Origin of the sequence: [Limnothrix rosea] IAM M-220 (assembly GCF_001904615.1) — a bacterium.
Lineage (GTDB): Bacteria > Cyanobacteriota > Cyanobacteriia > Cyanobacteriales > MRBY01 > MRBY01.
The window spans coordinates 18,456-35,086 of sequence record NZ_MRBY01000043.1 but is presented as its reverse complement, the minus strand read 5'-3'; the positions used below and the strand labels follow the sequence as shown (position 1 = coordinate 35,086).

17 protein-coding genes, 1 tRNA gene and 1 pseudogene are annotated in these 16,631 nt (G+C 43.9%); 11 read left to right on the top strand and 8 right to left on the bottom strand.

Annotated elements, in window-relative coordinates:
* Positions 1-431: 431 nt before the first annotated feature.
* Positions 432-2,297, top strand: coding sequence for a sensor domain-containing diguanylate cyclase (locus NIES208_RS14650; RefSeq protein WP_075893724.1), 1,866 nt, complete (start codon positions 432-434; stop codon positions 2,295-2,297).
* Positions 2,298-2,327: 30 nt separating this feature from the next.
* Here the strand turns inward: NIES208_RS14650 and NIES208_RS14645 are convergent, their stop codons facing one another.
* The gene (locus NIES208_RS14645; RefSeq protein ID WP_075893723.1) at positions 2,328-3,161 is read right to left on the bottom strand and encodes a class I SAM-dependent methyltransferase; all 834 of its coding nucleotides are present in this window, start codon (positions 3,159-3,161) and stop codon (positions 2,328-2,330) included.
* A 277-nt stretch (positions 3,162-3,438) separates the two neighbouring features.
* Between NIES208_RS14645 and ureC the strand changes: the two genes are divergently transcribed.
* Together ureC and NIES208_RS14635 are read left to right on the top strand one after the other, a co-directional pair.
* Positions 3,439-5,148, top strand: a complete 1,710-nt coding sequence (gene ureC, locus NIES208_RS14640) for an urease subunit alpha (protein ID WP_075893722.1) — start codon at positions 3,439-3,441, stop codon at positions 5,146-5,148.
* A 122-nt stretch (positions 5,149-5,270) separates the two neighbouring features.
* Positions 5,271-5,810 (top strand): tellurite resistance TerB family protein, encoded by a 540-nt coding sequence (locus NIES208_RS14635; protein ID WP_075893721.1) that lies wholly within the window; start codon positions 5,271-5,273, stop codon positions 5,808-5,810.
* Positions 5,811-5,993: 183 nt separating this feature from the next.
* On the opposite strand, the gene NIES208_RS14630 is transcribed toward NIES208_RS14635, so the two are convergent.
* The 3 genes from NIES208_RS14630 to NIES208_RS19080 form a co-directional block, all read right to left on the bottom strand.
* Complete coding sequence (locus NIES208_RS14630) at positions 5,994-7,040, bottom strand: alanine/ornithine racemase family PLP-dependent enzyme (protein ID WP_235641402.1); 1,047 nt, start codon at positions 7,038-7,040, stop codon at positions 5,994-5,996.
* 41 nt (positions 7,041-7,081) lie between these two features.
* On the bottom strand, positions 7,082-8,203 hold the full coding sequence (locus NIES208_RS14625) for an N-acetyltransferase DgcN family protein (protein ID WP_075893719.1): 1,122 nt from the start codon (positions 8,201-8,203) through the stop codon (positions 7,082-7,084).
* A gap of 382 nt (positions 8,204-8,585) precedes the next feature.
* On the bottom strand, positions 8,586-8,729 hold the full coding sequence (locus NIES208_RS19080) for a hypothetical protein (RefSeq protein ID WP_171971781.1): 144 nt from the start codon (positions 8,727-8,729) through the stop codon (positions 8,586-8,588).
* A 75-nt stretch (positions 8,730-8,804) separates the two neighbouring features.
* On the opposite strand from NIES208_RS19080, the gene NIES208_RS14620 reads away from it, so the two are divergent.
* The 6 genes from NIES208_RS14620 to NIES208_RS19535 all read left to right on the top strand — a co-directional run bounded on the left by NIES208_RS14620 (position 8,805) and on the right by NIES208_RS19535 (position 11,837).
* Positions 8,805-9,095 (top strand): nucleotidyltransferase family protein, encoded by a 291-nt coding sequence (locus NIES208_RS14620; protein ID WP_075893718.1) that lies wholly within the window; start codon positions 8,805-8,807, stop codon positions 9,093-9,095.
* Between the two features lie 25 nt (positions 9,096-9,120).
* Positions 9,121-9,291, top strand: a complete 171-nt coding sequence (locus tag NIES208_RS19075) for a ribonuclease HepT family protein (RefSeq protein ID WP_171971778.1) — start codon at positions 9,121-9,123, stop codon at positions 9,289-9,291.
* Positions 9,292-9,616: 325 nt separating this feature from the next.
* Complete coding sequence (locus tag NIES208_RS19070; protein WP_171971780.1) at positions 9,617-9,790, top strand: hypothetical protein; 174 nt, start codon at positions 9,617-9,619, stop codon at positions 9,788-9,790.
* Positions 9,791-9,948: 158 nt separating this feature from the next.
* Positions 9,949-11,409: a signal recognition particle protein gene (gene ffh, locus NIES208_RS14615; RefSeq protein WP_075893717.1), complete on the top strand. Its 1,461-nt coding sequence runs from the start codon at positions 9,949-9,951 to the stop codon at positions 11,407-11,409.
* Positions 11,410-11,462: 53 nt separating this feature from the next.
* On the top strand, positions 11,463-11,597 hold the full coding sequence (locus NIES208_RS19540; protein ID WP_235641400.1) for a globin domain-containing protein: 135 nt from the start codon (positions 11,463-11,465) through the stop codon (positions 11,595-11,597).
* Between the two features lie 15 nt (positions 11,598-11,612).
* A complete protein-coding gene (locus NIES208_RS19535; protein ID WP_235641399.1) occupies positions 11,613-11,837 on the top strand; it encodes a group I truncated hemoglobin in 225 nt (74 codons plus the stop codon).
* Between the two features lie 93 nt (positions 11,838-11,930).
* Here the strand turns inward: NIES208_RS19535 and NIES208_RS19945 are convergent.
* The 4 genes and pseudogenes from NIES208_RS19945 to NIES208_RS14590 all read right to left on the bottom strand — a co-directional run.
* Positions 11,931-12,032 (bottom strand): annotated as a pseudogene (locus tag NIES208_RS19945) (hypothetical protein); the annotation flags it as partial.
* A gap of 247 nt (positions 12,033-12,279) precedes the next feature.
* On the bottom strand, positions 12,280-12,768 hold the full coding sequence (locus tag NIES208_RS14600) for a Spy/CpxP family protein refolding chaperone (protein WP_075893716.1): 489 nt from the start codon (positions 12,766-12,768) through the stop codon (positions 12,280-12,282).
* A 111-nt stretch (positions 12,769-12,879) separates the two neighbouring features.
* The gene (locus tag NIES208_RS14595; protein ID WP_075893715.1) at positions 12,880-13,302 is read right to left on the bottom strand and encodes a hypothetical protein; all 423 of its coding nucleotides are present in this window, start codon (positions 13,300-13,302) and stop codon (positions 12,880-12,882) included.
* Complete coding sequence (locus NIES208_RS14590; protein WP_075893714.1) at positions 13,299-13,877, bottom strand: sigma-70 family RNA polymerase sigma factor; 579 nt, start codon at positions 13,875-13,877, stop codon at positions 13,299-13,301. Before NIES208_RS14590 ends, NIES208_RS14595 begins: the two co-directional genes overlap by 4 nt.
* A 178-nt stretch (positions 13,878-14,055) precedes the next feature.
* Here NIES208_RS14590 and NIES208_RS14585 point away from each other — a divergent pair.
* Both NIES208_RS14585 and pbpC read left to right on the top strand, forming a co-directional pair.
* Positions 14,056-14,127 (top strand) — tRNA-Asn (locus tag NIES208_RS14585).
* Positions 14,128-14,277: 150 nt separating this feature from the next.
* The gene (gene pbpC / locus NIES208_RS14580) at positions 14,278-16,599 is read left to right on the top strand and encodes a penicillin-binding protein 1C (protein WP_075893727.1); all 2,322 of its coding nucleotides are present in this window, start codon (positions 14,278-14,280) and stop codon (positions 16,597-16,599) included.
* Positions 16,600-16,631: the final 32 nt, after the last annotated feature.

Genomic DNA, 16,631 nt, shown 5'->3' with positions numbered 1-16,631 from the left:
AACCTGAGTTCGGTTTAAGAATGGTCTAGGATGACGACGCGGTGAAAGGGAGAGCGAGTGATGGGGAGATTTTTCATTCAAATAATTCTAATGCGGGTGTCCGTTGATATCCCGTGCCTCCCAATCCCAATGTCCCCGTGCCTCCCCCTCTCCGTGTCTCCCGATCCCAATGTCCCCGTGTCTCCTTTTCCCTGAAGCATTGAGGCGAAATCCTTAACCCAAACTGAGGTTTGTTAGGGCGATCGCCTGTTATATTGCGTAAACATCCTCAACAGTGACCGCAATATTTAATAAATAAAAAAGTCCCTTTAGCTAATAGCTAAACGATCAATCTAAAGGCATCAAACAATTGCCATACAATGAAATAAGATTATTCGGGTGTATCAAAGCTTTTATGCTCTTTCATCAACAACTTATCTTTCTCAACCGCAATGCTCTTTTGGCTCCCCAAGCACCCATTTTTTTATCAACTGGCGATCGCCATTGGCTATGTCTGTGCCATTCGCATTAGCAGCAACTTTGCGTCTTTGCCCGGTGAACTGACAGCGCTGTGGCTCCCTGCTGTTTTGGGTCTGATCGTTGTCTTAAAAATAGGTCGCCCGGCATTAATTGGCATTGCCATCGGTACAGCTTTTGATAGCTATTTTGCCCTCAGTCACTTGTTTCCTGATTTTTCCCTTTGGGCGATCGCCAGCCTAACAGTAGGAATTACCCTGAGCGAAGGCATTAGTCCCCTAATGTGTGCCACTTGGCTACAACAAAGACATAAAAATATTACAGCAATTTTTCAAACAACTAAAGGTATCTTTGAATTCCTTGGTATCAGCCTTTTTAGTAACAGTATTTCGGCCATAATACCAGTACTAACCTTTCATTGGTTTGGCATTATCACTAGCGAAAAATTAGTAATTTCTTGGCTTGTTTGGTTTTTAGGAGCAAGCCTAGCACAGCTTATTTTTGTGCCTCCTATTATACTCTGGCAATCATCTCACATAAAAAAAGACTCTTTATTAAATAGAGAAGTCATCCTCTTCCTTAGCCTATTAACAAGCATTAGTTATCTTGTTTTTTACCAAGGCTATTCCCTAGAATATTTATTTCTGCCATTACTCATTAGTTCCGTCTTCCGTTTAGAACAGCCACTACCACAAATATTCGTTGTCTTACTCTCAGCTATTGGCATCATTGCGACAGCGAATAACTATGGTTCCTTTGTCAAAGACTCTCCCCATGAATCACTATTATTTTTAGAATCTTTTGTTGCCGCTTATTCCATCACTGTCTTAATTATTTCTGCAATTTTACATGAAAAAGAAAGTGTTTCTCAAAAACTCAACGCAACCTTAGATTTCCTTGAAGAACGAGTATTTGATCGCACGGCTAAGCTACTGCAAACCCAGCTCATTCTTGATACCTTTATCGATACAGCACCCCTCGGTATGGCAATCATCGATAAAAACTTAAACTTTGTTAAAATCAATAATTTCCTTGCAGATATTGAGCAGAATCAAAACACTTTTCAAACAGTTCACCATAATGATTTGCATCCAGCCATACGCCATGAAATCACATCGAAATGTCGGACTATTTTAGAGAAAACACAAGCGACTCTCCGGGAAGAAGTGTATTTTCCTAGCCTAAATTCCGGATCAACTTGGTTGATGTCATACTTCCCAATTATTGACGAGCAGGGCAATATTTTTCGTGTTGGTTTTATTGGCTTAGATATTAGTGATCGCAAGCAGTTAGAGTTGATTTTACAGAAACAAGCACAACTTGATGGACTCACGAAGATCGCTAATCGGCGTAAATTTGATGAGGTATTAGAACGGGAGTGGCGACGGTGTAGACGGGATAATGCTCCCCTGTCGCTTTTGCTTTTTGATATTGACCAGTTTAAGGTTTATAACGATACCTATGGGCATGTCCAAGGAGATGAATGTCTCATTCAAATTGCGCAAGTTTTAAAAAAGCAAATTGGGAGAACTACAGATCTTGCGGCGCGGTATGGTGGTGAAGAGTTTATTGTGCTTTTATCAAATACGAATTCTATGGGGGCATGTCACATTGCGAATACGATTTTAGACTCCATTAGACAACTAAAAATCCCCCATAAAAATTCTTCTGTCATGCCATTTGTCACGTCTAGTTGTGGTGTGGCAACATGCATTCCTAGTGATCAGTCAAAGATGATTCATCTCGTAAATTTAGCGGATCAAGCGCTCTATCAGGCAAAGTCCCAAGGGCGTAATCAAATGATTGTTATTGAACTAGAAACAAAGTGTGAGACGGCCTAGAGGTTCTTTAGAATGCTTATGGTTTAGGGGCTAGGCTGAAATTTTGGTTGCAGTGTGGGCAGCGCAAATGTATTTGGTTTGGCATTCTCTAATGTTGTTTGACTCAAAGGTTTTGCGTATTTTTTTAAAGAAGGTTATTCTGCGCTCTTTAGGGAGTGCGATATAAGGGGATAAGGTTGTTAGTAAACTCAAGTATTCTTCTGGCTGATAATGGCGATCGCCGACGGCTTCAAAATGCTTTAAATGGGTAAAGTAGCCTGAAGTGACAAGCTCCTGAGCAATGCGATTGATATTCTGCCGTTGGGTTTCAAAGTTTTCGTAATCTGCAAAACTCGGCATATATTCTTGGTAAATCGGGTCAAGGTATTGATAAACTTCCTTTTCGGGTTGAGGCGCAGTACACCATAGCAAAACTATCTTGCCTTCAGGATTTAATAAATTGGCAAGTCTTGCACACCGCGTTTCTGCATCAAGCCAATGGAAAGATGTACTGGCGATCGCCCCATCAAATTTCTGTTGATTATTATCTGACCATTCCTCAAAGGTAGAGTTGTTGATATTGACGTTAGGAAAATCTTGAAATCGTTCCTTCGCAAATAAACAAGCTGTTGTATTGGGTTCCACGCAGGTAAGGTTATAGCCTCGCTGCACAAAATGTTGTGACGCATTGCCGGGTCCACTACCGACTTCAAGCAGTTTTAAGTTTTTGGTTTCGGGAAATTCTGCGCAAACTTGGTCAATAACTTTAGGTACATAGGGGGCACGATACTTTGCATAATCAACAGTGCTGGCTGCATACCAATCTTTGCGATTTTCGAGGGGTTGCTCATAAATTTTCTGGAAGAAACGGTCAAAATCTTTCATAGAAGTCCTTGCCTAAACTAAATGAGTGCGGTGTTGAATAAATGTCCTTCCTTGGGGAAGGTGCCGAAGGCGGAAGGGGTTGCGATAGGTTGTGTCACTTATGAAAAACAACTTTAAAAACCTGTGACAAGAGCTTCACCAAAATAATCGTAAATCTAACAACTGTAGGTTTAAAGGAAAAAGAGCGAATTTAACAAGTCATATCGGTTACGTTTCGGAGCCGGATAGATAAGGTAATCTAAATTGAGAATTTGAGCCTGAATGAGAAGGAGTTCTGATGAGCTATCGTATGTCCCGCCGCGCCTACGCTGAAACCTATGGTCCTACGGTTGGCGATCGCCTGCGCTTGGCAGATACGGAACTTTGGCTCGAAGTTGAACGGGATTTTACGACCTACGGTGATGAGGTCAAATTTGGTGGGGGTAAGGTGATCCGCGATGGCATGGGTCAGTCGGCGGTGACTCGTGCAGATGGTGCTGTTGATGTGGTGATTACTAACGCGCTCATCGTTGATTGGTGGGGCATCGTTAAAGCCGATATTGGCATTAAAGATGGCAAAATTCACAAAATCGGTAAGGCGGGCAACCCAGATATTCAGGATAATATTGATATCATTATTGGCCCCGGCACTGAGGCGATCGCCGGAGAAGGACATATCCTCACAGCGGGTGGCATCGACAGTCACATTCACTTTATTTGTCCCCAGCAAATCGAGGTGGCGATCGCCAGTGGGATTACGACCATGATTGGCGGCGGCACAGGCCCAGCGACGGGAACCAATGCAACAACCTGTACGCCCGGCGAATGGAACATTTATCGAATGCTCGAAGCCGCAGAAGCTTTCCCGATGAATATCGGTTTTTCCGGGAAGGGCAATAGCGCGAAACCCGAAGGTCTGATTGAGCAGGTTAGAGCCGGGGTAATTGGTTTAAAACTCCACGAAGACTGGGGGACAACTCCCGCAACCATTGATACCTGTTTAGGAGTTGCCGATGCCTTTGATGTGCAAGTCGCCATCCACACCGATACCCTCAACGAAGCAGGTTTTGTGGAAACAACAATTGGAGCATTTAAAAATCGCGTCATTCACACCTATCACACCGAAGGGGCTGGAGGCGGCCACGCACCGGACATCATTAAAGTTTGCGGAGAGGCAAACGTATTGCCATCATCAACCAATCCCACCCGTCCCTACACCATGAATACCCTCGAAGAGCACCTTGATATGTTGATGGTGTGCCATCACCTCGACAAGAGCATTCCCGAAGATGTGGCGTTTGCGGAGTCCCGTATCCGTCGCGAAACGATCGCCGCCGAGGATATCCTCCACGACATGGGGGCATTTAGCATGATTGCATCGGATTCTCAGGCTATGGGTCGTGTGGGAGAAACCGTGATTCGTACTTGGCAAACCGCCCACAAAATGAAGGTGCAGCGGGGCGCATTATCAGAGGAAACAGGCGATAACGATAACTTCCGCATTAAACGCTACATCGCGAAGTACACGATTAATCCCGCCATTACCCACGGCATCGCCAATTATGTTGGTTCTGTGGAAGAAGGAAAATACGCGGATCTTTGTCTCTGGAAACCCAGTTTCTTCGGCGTAAAACCTGAACTCGTCCTTAAAGGCGGGGCGATCGCCTACGCCCAGATGGGAGACCCCAATGCCAGCATTCCCACCCCACAACCCGTCCATATGCGCCCCATGTTTGCCAGCTACGGCAGAGCCATTAATCCCACGTCTTTAACCTTCGTTTCCCAAGCAGCAATAGAAGCCGATGTCGCCACAAAACTTGGTTTACAAAAAACGGTTCTGCCTGTTTCTGGCTGCCGAAATCTCAGCAAAGCCGACCTGAAGCTTAATGATTACTTGCCTAAAATGGAAGTAGATCCAGAGACTTACCAAGTGCGTGCCGATGGTGAACTTCTGGTCTGCGAACCCGCGACAGTCTTGCCAATGGCTCAAAGATATTTTCTTTTCTAATTGAATCAGCTTTGTAACCAAGCATAAAAATTAATGCTTAGTCGAGTGATATATCTATTCGGATTCTACTTTTGAATATCTTTAATGCATCATTCATAGAGTTCGATTTTTTGGAGCTTTTTATGAATATTTCATTAACTCAGAATGAAGTACGAACTATCTTAAGAACATTACTCTTTTTAGCAAAGGTAGATGGTGATATTTCAGAAAACGAATTTGCCATTATTAGACAACTTAGAGAAATTCACTATTGTCCATTTAATCCTGTAGAGGAATTTAAACAATTACCCAATGATATTCGATTAGTTTTAAGTGATCTTGAGAGAGTCAAGGCAAAAAAGTATTTAGCAAAACTCTTAATTCACTTTTGTTACTGTGACGGCATCTACAGTGCAACTGAACGGTTAACCCTTCATCATATTGCTGAAGGATTGGGTACTCGGGCAGACTTTATTTTCAAAGTAGAAAAGATTTATGCCCATGAGGCACAACAAGCAATATCTAACTATGTGCGACAGCATCCCGATGAAATAGAAGGGAATCCCAATAACTTTTCATGGCAAAACATTGCAATGACAACAGGTTTGGTGGTTGGTGGTGGTGCAGCAATGGCGTTGAGTTCTATATCCACAGCAAATTTCTTACCTATTTTTCATACCTGAAAATAGTTGATTATATCTTTAGAAAAGATGAAATAGAAAACGAGCATTTTTACTTATTTTATAAATCGAACTAGTAATTAAATTTAGCTAGAAAGTCAAAAGTCATTCACTTATCTGTTGCGGCGATCGCCTGTCTATACCTCCAGACTAAAATCGTTGTTGCGAATTAAAATGATTAGCCATTCAACTATCCATAAACTGCTTACGAATAAACGGAGAAGTCATAGCCCGAAGTAGACTGCCATAATTGAGGCTAAAATTCACCGCATCCCCAACTTGTAAATTATGTTTTCCACTATCAAGAATAAGATGGTCGCTACTAGAGCCTAATATTTTTAAAGGGCGATCTAAGCTTAAACCAGAAACCAAAGTATCTTGTTTTCCTAATGCAATGATTGACCTTTGATGTATACCTTGATCTTGAAAAATTGGTACATTACCAAAGGCATCTCGGCAAATTTCACCAAAAGGTAAAGATGGCTTTTTTTTAGATTCGATCACCTCAGCCACCAGCTGAAAAGCCTTAGTCTGTAAGCCCGGAATCACATTGCCATAAACTGTTTCACAGCCGAGAAAAATGGATTCTCCCAAGCGCAAATTATTAACTCTCCCTACAGCTTGGGTTTCCTTATACCAATCATAGTTGGCGGAGTTTCCCCCTGAAACAATGCTGAAATCAATCAAAAATTTCCTTTCGAGTAACTCAACTTGTTCTGATAGCCCATGCATATTTTGATCATCTGGTTTAATGCCGCCATAGCAAGCCAAATTACAACCAAGTCCAACAAGTTTGATTTGGCTTAACTTTAAAACTTCTCCGATAAATTCGGCTAGATCACAAGGTAATATCCCTTCGCGGCGATCGCCCAACTCCACCATCAAAATTATCCGATGAATCTTATTACTTAAACCCGCATAATAGGCAATTTTTCTAATCGTTTCCAGCTCAGAATTTAGACTAATATCGACAATTTCAACAATCAATTCTGCCTGACTGGGAGCCGTACGCAACAGCACAAAATCAGTCGATATACCCGCAGCCTGCATTCTTTGAATATTTTCAAGGCGAGAGTCCGCAATAAATTTAACCCCCCCTTGTACCATCGCTTCGATAATTGCAGGTTCCCCAAGGACAGCCTTAGAAACACCCATAATAGAAATACCTTGTGCCCCATAAAGATCTGCCAGAATCCGAGTATTAGCCCGTATTTTGGATAGATCTATTTCCATCCTCGGCATAAATGGTTGCATTTATTTTTCTAAAAAATCATCTATGCTTTTGCTAAAACACGGGTCTCTGGTAAATTTTCTGGCTTAATCTTTTGACTCAGTTTAGGAAAATGAACAGCTAATGATTGGATCAATTTTTGGCAGCCATAGCTCAATACATCCGTCGTCGGCAGATTTAGCTGAGCCTCATATTGCTGAATCGTGCTCAAAATCTCTTCCGTTGCCAAATTTTCGTGACTTAAGGCGATCGCCAACACCCTAGCACTCGAAATTGTCTCAATCAGCTGAATTTCGCTCTCAATAGTCGGCATCAATAAAGCCGGAAAATCACATCGAAACTCCCGTGCTGGTGGATGTTGCAAAATAATGCCGTCCGGCATACTACCTTTCAAAATACCCAAAGAACTCATAAAAGCAGGATGACTGACAGCACTTTGCCCCTCGACCAAAATAATATCCGGCCTTTCTTGCTCGAACGCCTGAACCACAGCATTTTCGATTTCACCGATGACAAATTGCGAAATAAGAGCATCAATCGAAGCACCATAAACCGCTCCCTGCATCAAACTAGTCTGACCCGTCGCCACTAATACAGACTTAATACCAAGCCTATTTAAAATATTATTTAGTTCCACAGCAGTGGTCATTTTGCCACAGGCACAATCAGTTCCCAATATGGCGATGACTGGCACAGTAACCTCATAAATTCGCCCTGAAAAAACATGGAGATCTTTTACATTTGGTGATTTTCTAATGTCTTTAATTTGGACATTATTTTGGGCAGCCACGGCAACAAATTCTGGATCTTCCGAGAAAAATTCGTGGAGACCATTAATAATATCCATGCCATGTTCCATGGCTTCTAAAATCAAAAGTCTTTCATCATCAGGAATGCAAGCATCCAATGGTGCTTTGCCATAAATATAGCAGTTTGGCGTTTCTGAAAGATGGGCTAAGGCATCCTGAAAATCAAAAAATATAGGGATATGACTCGTTGCTTCTCCTAAGGTTTCCCCGGCATCCTTACCTGCTGATAAGCTATCAATCACACCCACAATTGTATAAAGCTCTGAGTGCCGAACCAAGGCAGCTGTTGTTTTTCCGTCTACTAAACCAAATTGATCTTGGCAGTAAATCAGTGCCGTTTTTTTCGTGATTGCCATCAGGTAGACTTCTCTTTAATAAATTATTACAAAAAATTCTCGAAAAGCTATTTTAAAATCATCGCTCCTTCCTGAAATTTGATATTTTCTTTTATGTTTTCAAGCATAAAATAGGTATATCTATTAAAAATTGCTCTTTTTTATTATTTCGGATCTAACCAAAAAAAAGACAATCGTCCCTATAAAATCAAAAAACTCTTAAGAGTAATGATAATTTAATCAAATATCTTGATTAATAAGATAAAAACACATTTTCTGTCGGAGGTAAATATTAGCATAACCAGATTGTAACCTAGAATACTTTTAGCTGTTGTCTTATCCCAAAATATCAGCCCAAAGTGGCATATCAATTATTAGTAAATATAGTTTGTTCTGCGATAATTTACCCTAACAATGGTATAAGGTTGTCGAAAATGTATTGCTCTAAAAAACACACGTAATGAAGGGCGATCGCCGCCTGCTCATAAACAGTGACGTTATAACTGCATTTTGCCCGTAATACTCCCGCGGCCAACAGACTAATCACTGGGGATGATTGGGAGTCAGCCTGAAGACTAAAATACAGTCAACAAAGCACGAACATTGGAGAGATTCTAAGGAGATGGATAGACAAGAAGTTTTAGATATTGTCAAAGCCCATCAAGAGCGCCTCAATGATTTTGCAGTAAAAGATTTGTTCTTATTTGGCTCAGTGGCGCGAGATGAGGCAACGACAGCTAGTGATGTAGACTTTCTTGTGAATTTTAGTCGTCCAGTAGGTTTATTTACGCTACTAGGATTAAAAGCATTTTTAGAAGATTTGTTGGGATGTGAGGTCGATATTGGCACAGCAGATTCTCTACGCCCTCATTTACGAGAGACAGTCTTAAAAGAGGTGGTTCGAGCTGTCTAGAGAATTTAGGTTACGGATACAGGACATGTTGGCAGAAATTGAGGTGATCGAAAATACGATCAATAATTTAAACATCAAAACTTTTGTCAAAAATCAGCAGGCGTTGCGGGTTGTTTTATACGGTTTAGCTGTGATTGGGGAGGCGATCGCCAGTGCAATCTCGGAATTAAAAATAGCTGACCTGACAATGTCTTAGGATTCAGACTAAAAATATACGGAATTGAGAGCAAAAATGTGATTGTCGCTTGCTCATACATAGTTACCTCATAAACCTATTTCACCCTTTCTCAATGAGTTTCGGCAATGATATCTGTTGTTGCAAAAATTATGGAGCATACGTTTGCTCTAGGAGAGCACAAAAAAGATTTTGCGATTTGAACACAAGTAATGTGTAATGCCCGGAGGGCAATCTGATTTTGGTGTAAGACTTAAAACCTGTGAGTTTAGAAGTTGTGCTGCCCGACTATTGATGCACAAGAAAACTAAACAGGCAATTGAGAAAAATAGTAATTGTGATCCTGATGTCTCTCTATGCAGCAGCTGCTGGAGGTCATATCGATCTCAAAGACACCTATGTGGATGAAATTCTAAAGGTTTCACTCACTCTGGTTAAGGAAGATCCGAAAGTAAGCAATCGGAAAAAAAGAGCTAAACTGCGCCGTCGAAAGGTAAAGACACGCCGCAAGCTTGATTGATAATAGTTAGAGCCCTCAGTTAATTCTGGGGGCTTAATTTATGAGTGTCCTTTCCCTTGACAAAAAGCTCGCCGCGATAGATAAACAGAGATCGCCTACTCCGCCAAATCCCCGGAATTGGTACAGTAATTAGAAGCCACCAAAAATAGACAAGATTTATGTTTGACGCACTAGCAGAACGCTTAGAAGATGCCTGGAAATCCCTGCGAGGGCAGGACAAAATCAGTGAATCTAATATTAAAGATGCCCTGAAGGAAGTGCGCCGCGCTCTGCTCGAAGCCGACGTAAACTTGCAGGTGGTCAAAGGCTTTATTGGCGATGTCGAAAAAGCAGCCCTCGGTGCAGACGTTATCTCTGGGGTAAACCCCGGCCAGCAGTTCATCAAGATCGTTAACGATGAACTGATCAAAATCATGGGAGAAAGTAATGCTCCCCTCGCCGAAGCAGAAAATAAACCGACCGTTATTTTGATGGCAGGTTTGCAGGGTACGGGTAAAACCACTGCAACCGCAAAACTCTCCCTATTTCTCCGCAAACAAGAAAAGACAGCCTTAATGGTTGCTACCGACGTTTATCGTCCGGCGGCGATCGACCAGTTAAAGACCCTTGGAGCTCAGATTAATGTTCCGGTATTTGACCTCGGTAGCGATGCAAACCCTGTTGATATTGCCCGCCAAGGTGTTGAGAAAGCAAAAGAATTAGGCGTTGATTACGTCATCGTAGATACGGCTGGTCGTTTGCAGATCGATGCCGACATGATGGGTGAGCTGAAGCAAATTAAAGACACGATTCAGCCCGACGATATCCTGCTTGTTGTCGACGCAATGACAGGTCAGGAAGCGGCTAGCTTAACGCGGACTTTCCACACTGAGATTGGTGTAACTGGTGCGATCCTCACGAAAATGGATGGCGATACTCGTGGTGGTGCGGCTTTATCCGTCAGAACCATTTCAGGTCAACCCATTAAATTTATTGGTGTCGGCGAAAAAGTTGAAGCCCTCGATCCCTTTTATCCCGACCGGATGGCCTCCCGAATCCTTAATATGGGTGACGTTCTGACCCTCGTGGAGAAAGCACAGGAAGCGATTGATCTTTCTGATGTGGAGGAGATGCAGTCGAAGTTGCTTGAAGCTCGTTTTGATTTTGACGACTTCGTGAAGCAGATGCGCCTATTGAAGAATATGGGTTCACTGGGCGGTTTGATGAAACTGATCCCCGGCATGGGTAATAAGCTTGACAGCGGCATGTTAGAGCAGGGTGAAGAGCAACTCAAACGCGTCGAAGTCATGATCAACTCCATGACCAAAGAGGAACGAAAAAATCCAGATTTACTGGCTCAAACGCCGAAGCGTCGTACCCGCATTGCTAAGGGGGCGGGAATGTCCGATAAGGATGTCTCGAAGCTAATCTCTGATTTCACTCGGATGCGGAAAATGATGCAGCAAATGGGTCAAGGGGGCGGCATGCCTGGAATGGGTGGCATGGGCGGCCTCGGTGATATGTTTGGTGGCGGTATGCCCGGCATGCCCGGTATGGGTGGTGGTCGTCCCGGTCGCGGTGGTGGCGGCCGTAAAAAAAAGAAAAAAAACAAGAAGAAAAAAGGCTTTGCTGATCTTTAATTTGATCCCTTCGCTAGTATGTGCCTGTTGCTTAGACAAAGAGGATTGAGCAAATGAGTACGTTATACGAAAAGTTAGGTGGGGCGGCGGCTGTTGATCTTGCGGTGGATAATTTTTACCAAAAGGTTTTAGCTGATGATCGTGTGAAAGCATTTTTTGCGAACACGGATATGGATCGCCAAAAATAGCATCAAAAGATGTTTATGACCTATGCTTTCGGTGGATCGGATACGTTTAGCGGACGTTCTATGCGGGCTGCTCATAAGGATCTTATTGCAAATCAGGGGTTGTCTGATGAGCATTTTGATGCGATCGCCGAAAATTTGGTAGCGACTCTCAATGACCTCAGTGTGCCTCAAGATTTAATCGATGAGGTTGTGACCATTGTCGGCTCCGTTCAGCACCGTAATGATGTTTTAAATCGCTAAAACTTTAAACTGCTAAAACAAGTTAGCGAATACTAATCAAATTTCTGAATTTACGATTGAGCATATCTATAGAGAATGTTCAATTTTTTGTTTTTATCGCCAATTTCCAACCATCACACAGGGAGCCCAGACAAAAGGATGGCTGTGTTCAGCACCGTTAAGCAAACTCAACTGCGCTTGGCGTAATGATTCGCTCCGGGAAAGATTCTCGCCCCCATATTTTTCCCATCGCCAGCACCATGCTGTTTGTTAACCGGAGGTGAGGCTAAGCAGAGTTTGGCACAGTGGACAGTAGAGAAGGTGGTGGGGAAATCTCCTCAGCTCATAAGTTTGGACAAAAATATCGTGAGCATAATCTTAATATTCCCTGTGTCTTCGAGTCCCCACGTTGCTTTGTTTCCAAGAATTTCAGATGTAATCTTTAAGCAAAACTGACGTTTTGTTAGCGATCGCCGAACCAGCTCCCTACTTTTTTCTTTGCTTCGAGATACTCGGCCATTTCTTGCCGTTGTGAAACAGTTAAAACATCGCGAATATCCATCATTTGTCGAAACTTTAAATCTGCAATGTCCTCACGCAGATTACTAACGGTGCGATATTGCCTTTCCAATTGACTGCGACTGGCGTTACTTTGCGCAAGGTTTTGCATGGTTGCGCGAGCTGTACGCATCTGGGAGGTCAGGGTATTCATTTGGGAGCTATATCGTTGGCGAATCCCTTGAATTTGTTGTTTTTGGCTATTGGAAAGATTAAGTTTATCCATTAATTCGCCGCGATTTTGCTTAAGATTTTCGGCAAAACGGTTGGCGAGTAAAAGTTGGCTAGAGTCCGATGGCTCAAGGGTAAAATCTGAAACTTGGGCGATCGCCGGACTAAAGCTACTCAGCACTAACGCCGTGGTGCTGGCGAATAAGAAAGATTGTCTTAACATAGTGTTACTCCAAAAAATAAGCGAAATAGATTGTGGCCGTCTATTAAAAAACAGATTGATTCCGGGCAATGACAACATCGCAATCATCAATTCAGAAAAAACTTGTTAGAGCTAGGGCACAGACATTAACTCTTCATAACCTAAATACGTTTCAGAGGACTCTGTACCGCGGAATGGATCACTCCAAGCCGTTTCTAAATACGTAGCAAAATCTTCGGTAGGGGTTTGGTTCATCGATGGTTGCAGCGTTGGTTGCAGCATTGTCAATGTCGGTGGTTGCCAGTCATAGTCGGCAATCTGTGGTGTCTGTAAATAGGACTGGTAACGCCCCCATACCAAGGTCATCCCGGCGGCGATCGCCGTGGGAATGAGCCAAACCACTTTCGCCCGACCCGATGATCGAGATTGCGAGCTTGGGGACTTTTCAGCAATTAAAGCCATGAGAGAAGCCTCAGCATGGGAGGCAGCCGGCGGCGGCACAGGCTCATACTGCTTGAGAAAATTAACGAAAGACTGATCATGGTTGGATTTCATAATTGAACTCCTTGGGATTCGAGAAACTGACGCAGCGATCGCCGACCGTGGTGGAGACGAGACTTTACCGTACCCACTGGTACCGATAAAATTTCAGCCACTTCTTTTTGGGGGAGATCTTTAAGATCATGAAGCACCAACACAGCCCGCTGATCCAAACTAAGCATTTGCAAACCCTGCTGCACTAAATCTTGATAATGTAGCGTTGCCAAACCACCGGAATCAGCTGCCGCAAACTGGGATGATGACTCTGGTAACATGTCAATGGACGTAGTTTGTCGTTTAGCAAAACGTCGCCGTTGGTCTGTGGCCACATTCCAACAGATACGGTAGAGCCAAGTTGAAAAATACTGGGGATTTCTCAGCTTCGGTAAACCTTGCCACGCCTTTAAAAATACATCTTGCACCAAGTCATCTAGTACCGCTTCGCCACAAAGTTGGTAGAGGGTAGATCGCACTTTTTTCTGATAGCGCCGATAGAGCATCTGAAAACTTTGGCGATCGCCCTTTTGACAGTGATCCACCAAAATCTCGTCTGAGACTGCGGCTAATTGTTCCGTAGACAAACGGGACATCCCCTACTCCGGTCGCTTAGTCATGGCACAGTTTTTTAGACCAGAGCCGCCGGGGAAAGGTTCAAAAACGCCGTAAATCCCCATCCTAGAAATCTTTTTCGTAAAAGTCTTGTCAAAACCCAGAAGTATGGCTATGATAGATAACCGTTGGAGTTAGCGTCAACTTCAACGACCCCAATCCTCAGTAGCTCAGCGGTAGAGCGGTCGACTGTTAATCGATTGGTCGCAAGTTCGAATCTTGCCTGGGGAGTTTAATTTAATTCAAACCTGCTTGGTAGCTAGGTTCTTCGGTGTTTTTTGTTCTCCGGCGGAACGTTAAAACATTGCAAAATCTAACGCTCTTTGGCGATCGCCCTTTTTTAAACGCTACAAGGGAAGTAAGTCCGAGGGCATGCTTTTAATGGGGCAAATTTTTTCGTTGGGTCGGCAAGTTTGGCAGAAATCTCCTTTCCCGGTGAAAGTGCTGGGGGTGATGGGGGCGATCGCCTTGTCTATTCGAGTGACTCCCTATTTCGTCCCGATGCGCGCCGCAGATATTGCCCAAACGGATCAAGCCTTTACGTTTTATGATCGCCACGGTTTACGGTTGGGAACAGTCCTCAGTGAAAATCAAGAGGAAACGTCGGTTGTTGAGCTTGACGAAATTTCGCCCTATTTTAAACAAGCAATCCTCTCGGCAGAAGACAAGAATTTTTATGGCCATGGGGCGCTAGATCTAAAGGCGATCGCCCGTGCCATGCTCCAAGCAGCCAAACATCGAAAAATTGTCAGCGGTGCATCAACGGTAACCATGCAATTGGCGCGGATGCTAGAGCCAAACCCTTGGACAATTCCGGCGAAGTTACAGGAAATTTGGTTGTCATGGCGATTAGCGGCGGGGATGACCCATGATGAGATTTTGGCGGCTTATATCAACCGTCTGCCCATGGGCGGCAATATTTATGGCGTAGAGGCGGCAGCGCGGATTTATTTTGGGGTGTCGGCGGCAGATTTGAGTGTGGCACAGGCGGCGGTGTTGGCTTCATTGCCCAATAATCCTGTTTATTTAAACCCTTACGAATATTGGGAAAACCTCAAGGTGCGTCAAAAATACGTGCTGGATCGCATGGTCGTCGATGGCTATATTTCCCAAGTTCAAGCCGATCAAGCCTTTGCGGAAAATCTAACGTTGCAACCCCGTCACCAAGGCATTGAAGCTGCGCCTCATTTTCTTTTTTGGTTAACGGATCAACTCGATTCTGCTGACCATCCCACCGTTAAAACGTCCCTTGAACGCGAGTTACAGAAATTTGTGACGGGGCAAGTTCAACAAACGGTTTTGAATTTAGGACAACGGGATGTTACCCAAGCGGCGGCGATCGCCCTCGATAACGAAACGGGAGAAATTTTGGCTTACGTGGGTTCGCGGGATTATTTCGATCAAGCTAATGGGGGACAAAATGATGGTGTACAAGCTTTGCGGCAACCGGGTTCTACCCTCAAACCTTTTTTGTATCAACTGGCGTTAGAGCAGCGAACGATGCAAGCAAATACGGTTTTGGCTGATATCCCGACCTATTACGCGATTCCCGGCGAAAAACTCTACGAACCCACCGATTACAGCGAAACGTTTTTGGGGCCTGTGCGGGTGCGCTTGGCGTTGGCGAATTCCTTAAATATTCCGGCGGTGCGGGTGTTGGAGGATGTTGGCGTGGCAAATTTTCTGACGCGATTACAGGATTTGGGTTTTGGGCATCTCGACCAAGACCCCGAATATTACGGTTTAGGTTTGACCCTCGGTAGTGGCGAGGTGAATTTACTGGAGTTGGCTAATGCGTATCGGGCGATCGCCAATCAAGGAAATTTTGGAGAGATTACAGGTGTGTTGGAAGGAGAAAGATCCCCCCTAGCTCCCCTTGTCGAAGGGGGGAATGAGAGTTCTAGCTGGCAGCTTATTACGGATATGCTCAGTGATAAACAGGCACGGGCGATCGCCTTTGGGGTAGATTCAGCGTTAAATTTGCCCTTTCCTGCCGCAGTGAAAACTGGAACTTCCTCCAATTATCGCGATACGTGGACAGTGGGCTTTACAGAAAAATATACGGTGGCGGTTTGGGTCGGTAATTTTGATGGGTCGCCGATGAATGGCGTTTCTGGGGTGATGGGGGCAGCTCCGTTGTGGCGAGAAATTATGTTGCAGCTCCACAAAAACCAAGAACCTAGTGCTTTCCCTGAACCTACTGACATGGTGAAAAAGCCTATTTGTGCCCTCTCCGGCAAAAAATCCACGGGTCTATGTCCGGCGATCGCCCAAGAATATTTTTATCCCGAAGATCTCGCTCAATATGAGACCGATACCGACGATTTTTATCAAGAGATCAACAGCGAAATCCAACTCACTTTACCCGCCGAATATAACGATTGGCTCGCCACCCAAACCCGCATCGATGTGCCCCAAAGCGGTTTGCAAATATTGTTTCCTAATGATGGCGATCGGCTGTTGAGTTTTTCCGGAGACACAAACGAATTGCAAATTCAATATCAGACTATGAATAATCAACCTGTGCAGTGGTTTTTAAATAATCAGCCTTGGCAACCCACCGAGCCGAATCATCCAAAACTAGAAATAAAACCCGGTAACTGGAGCCTAAAAGTTCAACAAGGCAACGCTGAACATCAGGTAAATTTTGTAGTGGAGCAAGGTGAACTAACTGAAAGTAAACGAGGGTTTTCCGTGAACTAAACCGACAGACTCTTTACAATAGTTTCTAGATT

Bases quoted from the DNA above. Each gene is read 5' to 3' on its own strand.
- NIES208_RS14650 (WP_075893724.1), top strand. From the start codon at position 432: ATGCTCTTTTGGCTCCCCAAGCACCCATTTTTTTATCAACTGGCGATC.
- NIES208_RS14645 (WP_075893723.1), bottom strand. From the start codon at position 3,161: ATGAAAGATTTTGACCGTTTCTTCCAGAAAATTTATGAGCAACCCCTC.
- ureC (WP_075893722.1), top strand. From the start codon at position 3,439: ATGAGCTATCGTATGTCCCGCCGCGCCTACGCTGAAACCTATGGTCCT.
- NIES208_RS14635 (WP_075893721.1), top strand. From the start codon at position 5,271: ATGAATATTTCATTAACTCAGAATGAAGTACGAACTATCTTAAGAACA.
- NIES208_RS14630 (WP_235641402.1), bottom strand. From the start codon at position 7,040: ATGGAAATAGATCTATCCAAAATACGGGCTAATACTCGGATTCTGGCA.
- NIES208_RS14625 (WP_075893719.1), bottom strand. From the start codon at position 8,203: ATGGCAATCACGAAAAAAACGGCACTGATTTACTGCCAAGATCAATTT.
- NIES208_RS14620 (WP_075893718.1), top strand. From the start codon at position 8,805: ATGGATAGACAAGAAGTTTTAGATATTGTCAAAGCCCATCAAGAGCGC.
- NIES208_RS19075 (WP_171971778.1), top strand. From the start codon at position 9,121: ATGTTGGCAGAAATTGAGGTGATCGAAAATACGATCAATAATTTAAAC.
- NIES208_RS19070 (WP_171971780.1), top strand. From the start codon at position 9,617: ATGTCTCTCTATGCAGCAGCTGCTGGAGGTCATATCGATCTCAAAGAC.
- ffh (WP_075893717.1), top strand. From the start codon at position 9,949: ATGTTTGACGCACTAGCAGAACGCTTAGAAGATGCCTGGAAATCCCTG.
- NIES208_RS19540 (WP_235641400.1), top strand. From the start codon at position 11,463: ATGAGTACGTTATACGAAAAGTTAGGTGGGGCGGCGGCTGTTGATCTT.
- NIES208_RS19535 (WP_235641399.1), top strand. From the start codon at position 11,613: ATGACCTATGCTTTCGGTGGATCGGATACGTTTAGCGGACGTTCTATG.
- NIES208_RS14600 (WP_075893716.1), bottom strand. From the start codon at position 12,768: ATGTTAAGACAATCTTTCTTATTCGCCAGCACCACGGCGTTAGTGCTG.
- NIES208_RS14595 (WP_075893715.1), bottom strand. From the start codon at position 13,302: ATGAAATCCAACCATGATCAGTCTTTCGTTAATTTTCTCAAGCAGTAT.
- NIES208_RS14590 (WP_075893714.1), bottom strand. From the start codon at position 13,877: ATGTCCCGTTTGTCTACGGAACAATTAGCCGCAGTCTCAGACGAGATT.
- pbpC (WP_075893727.1), top strand. From the start codon at position 14,278: ATGGGGCAAATTTTTTCGTTGGGTCGGCAAGTTTGGCAGAAATCTCCT.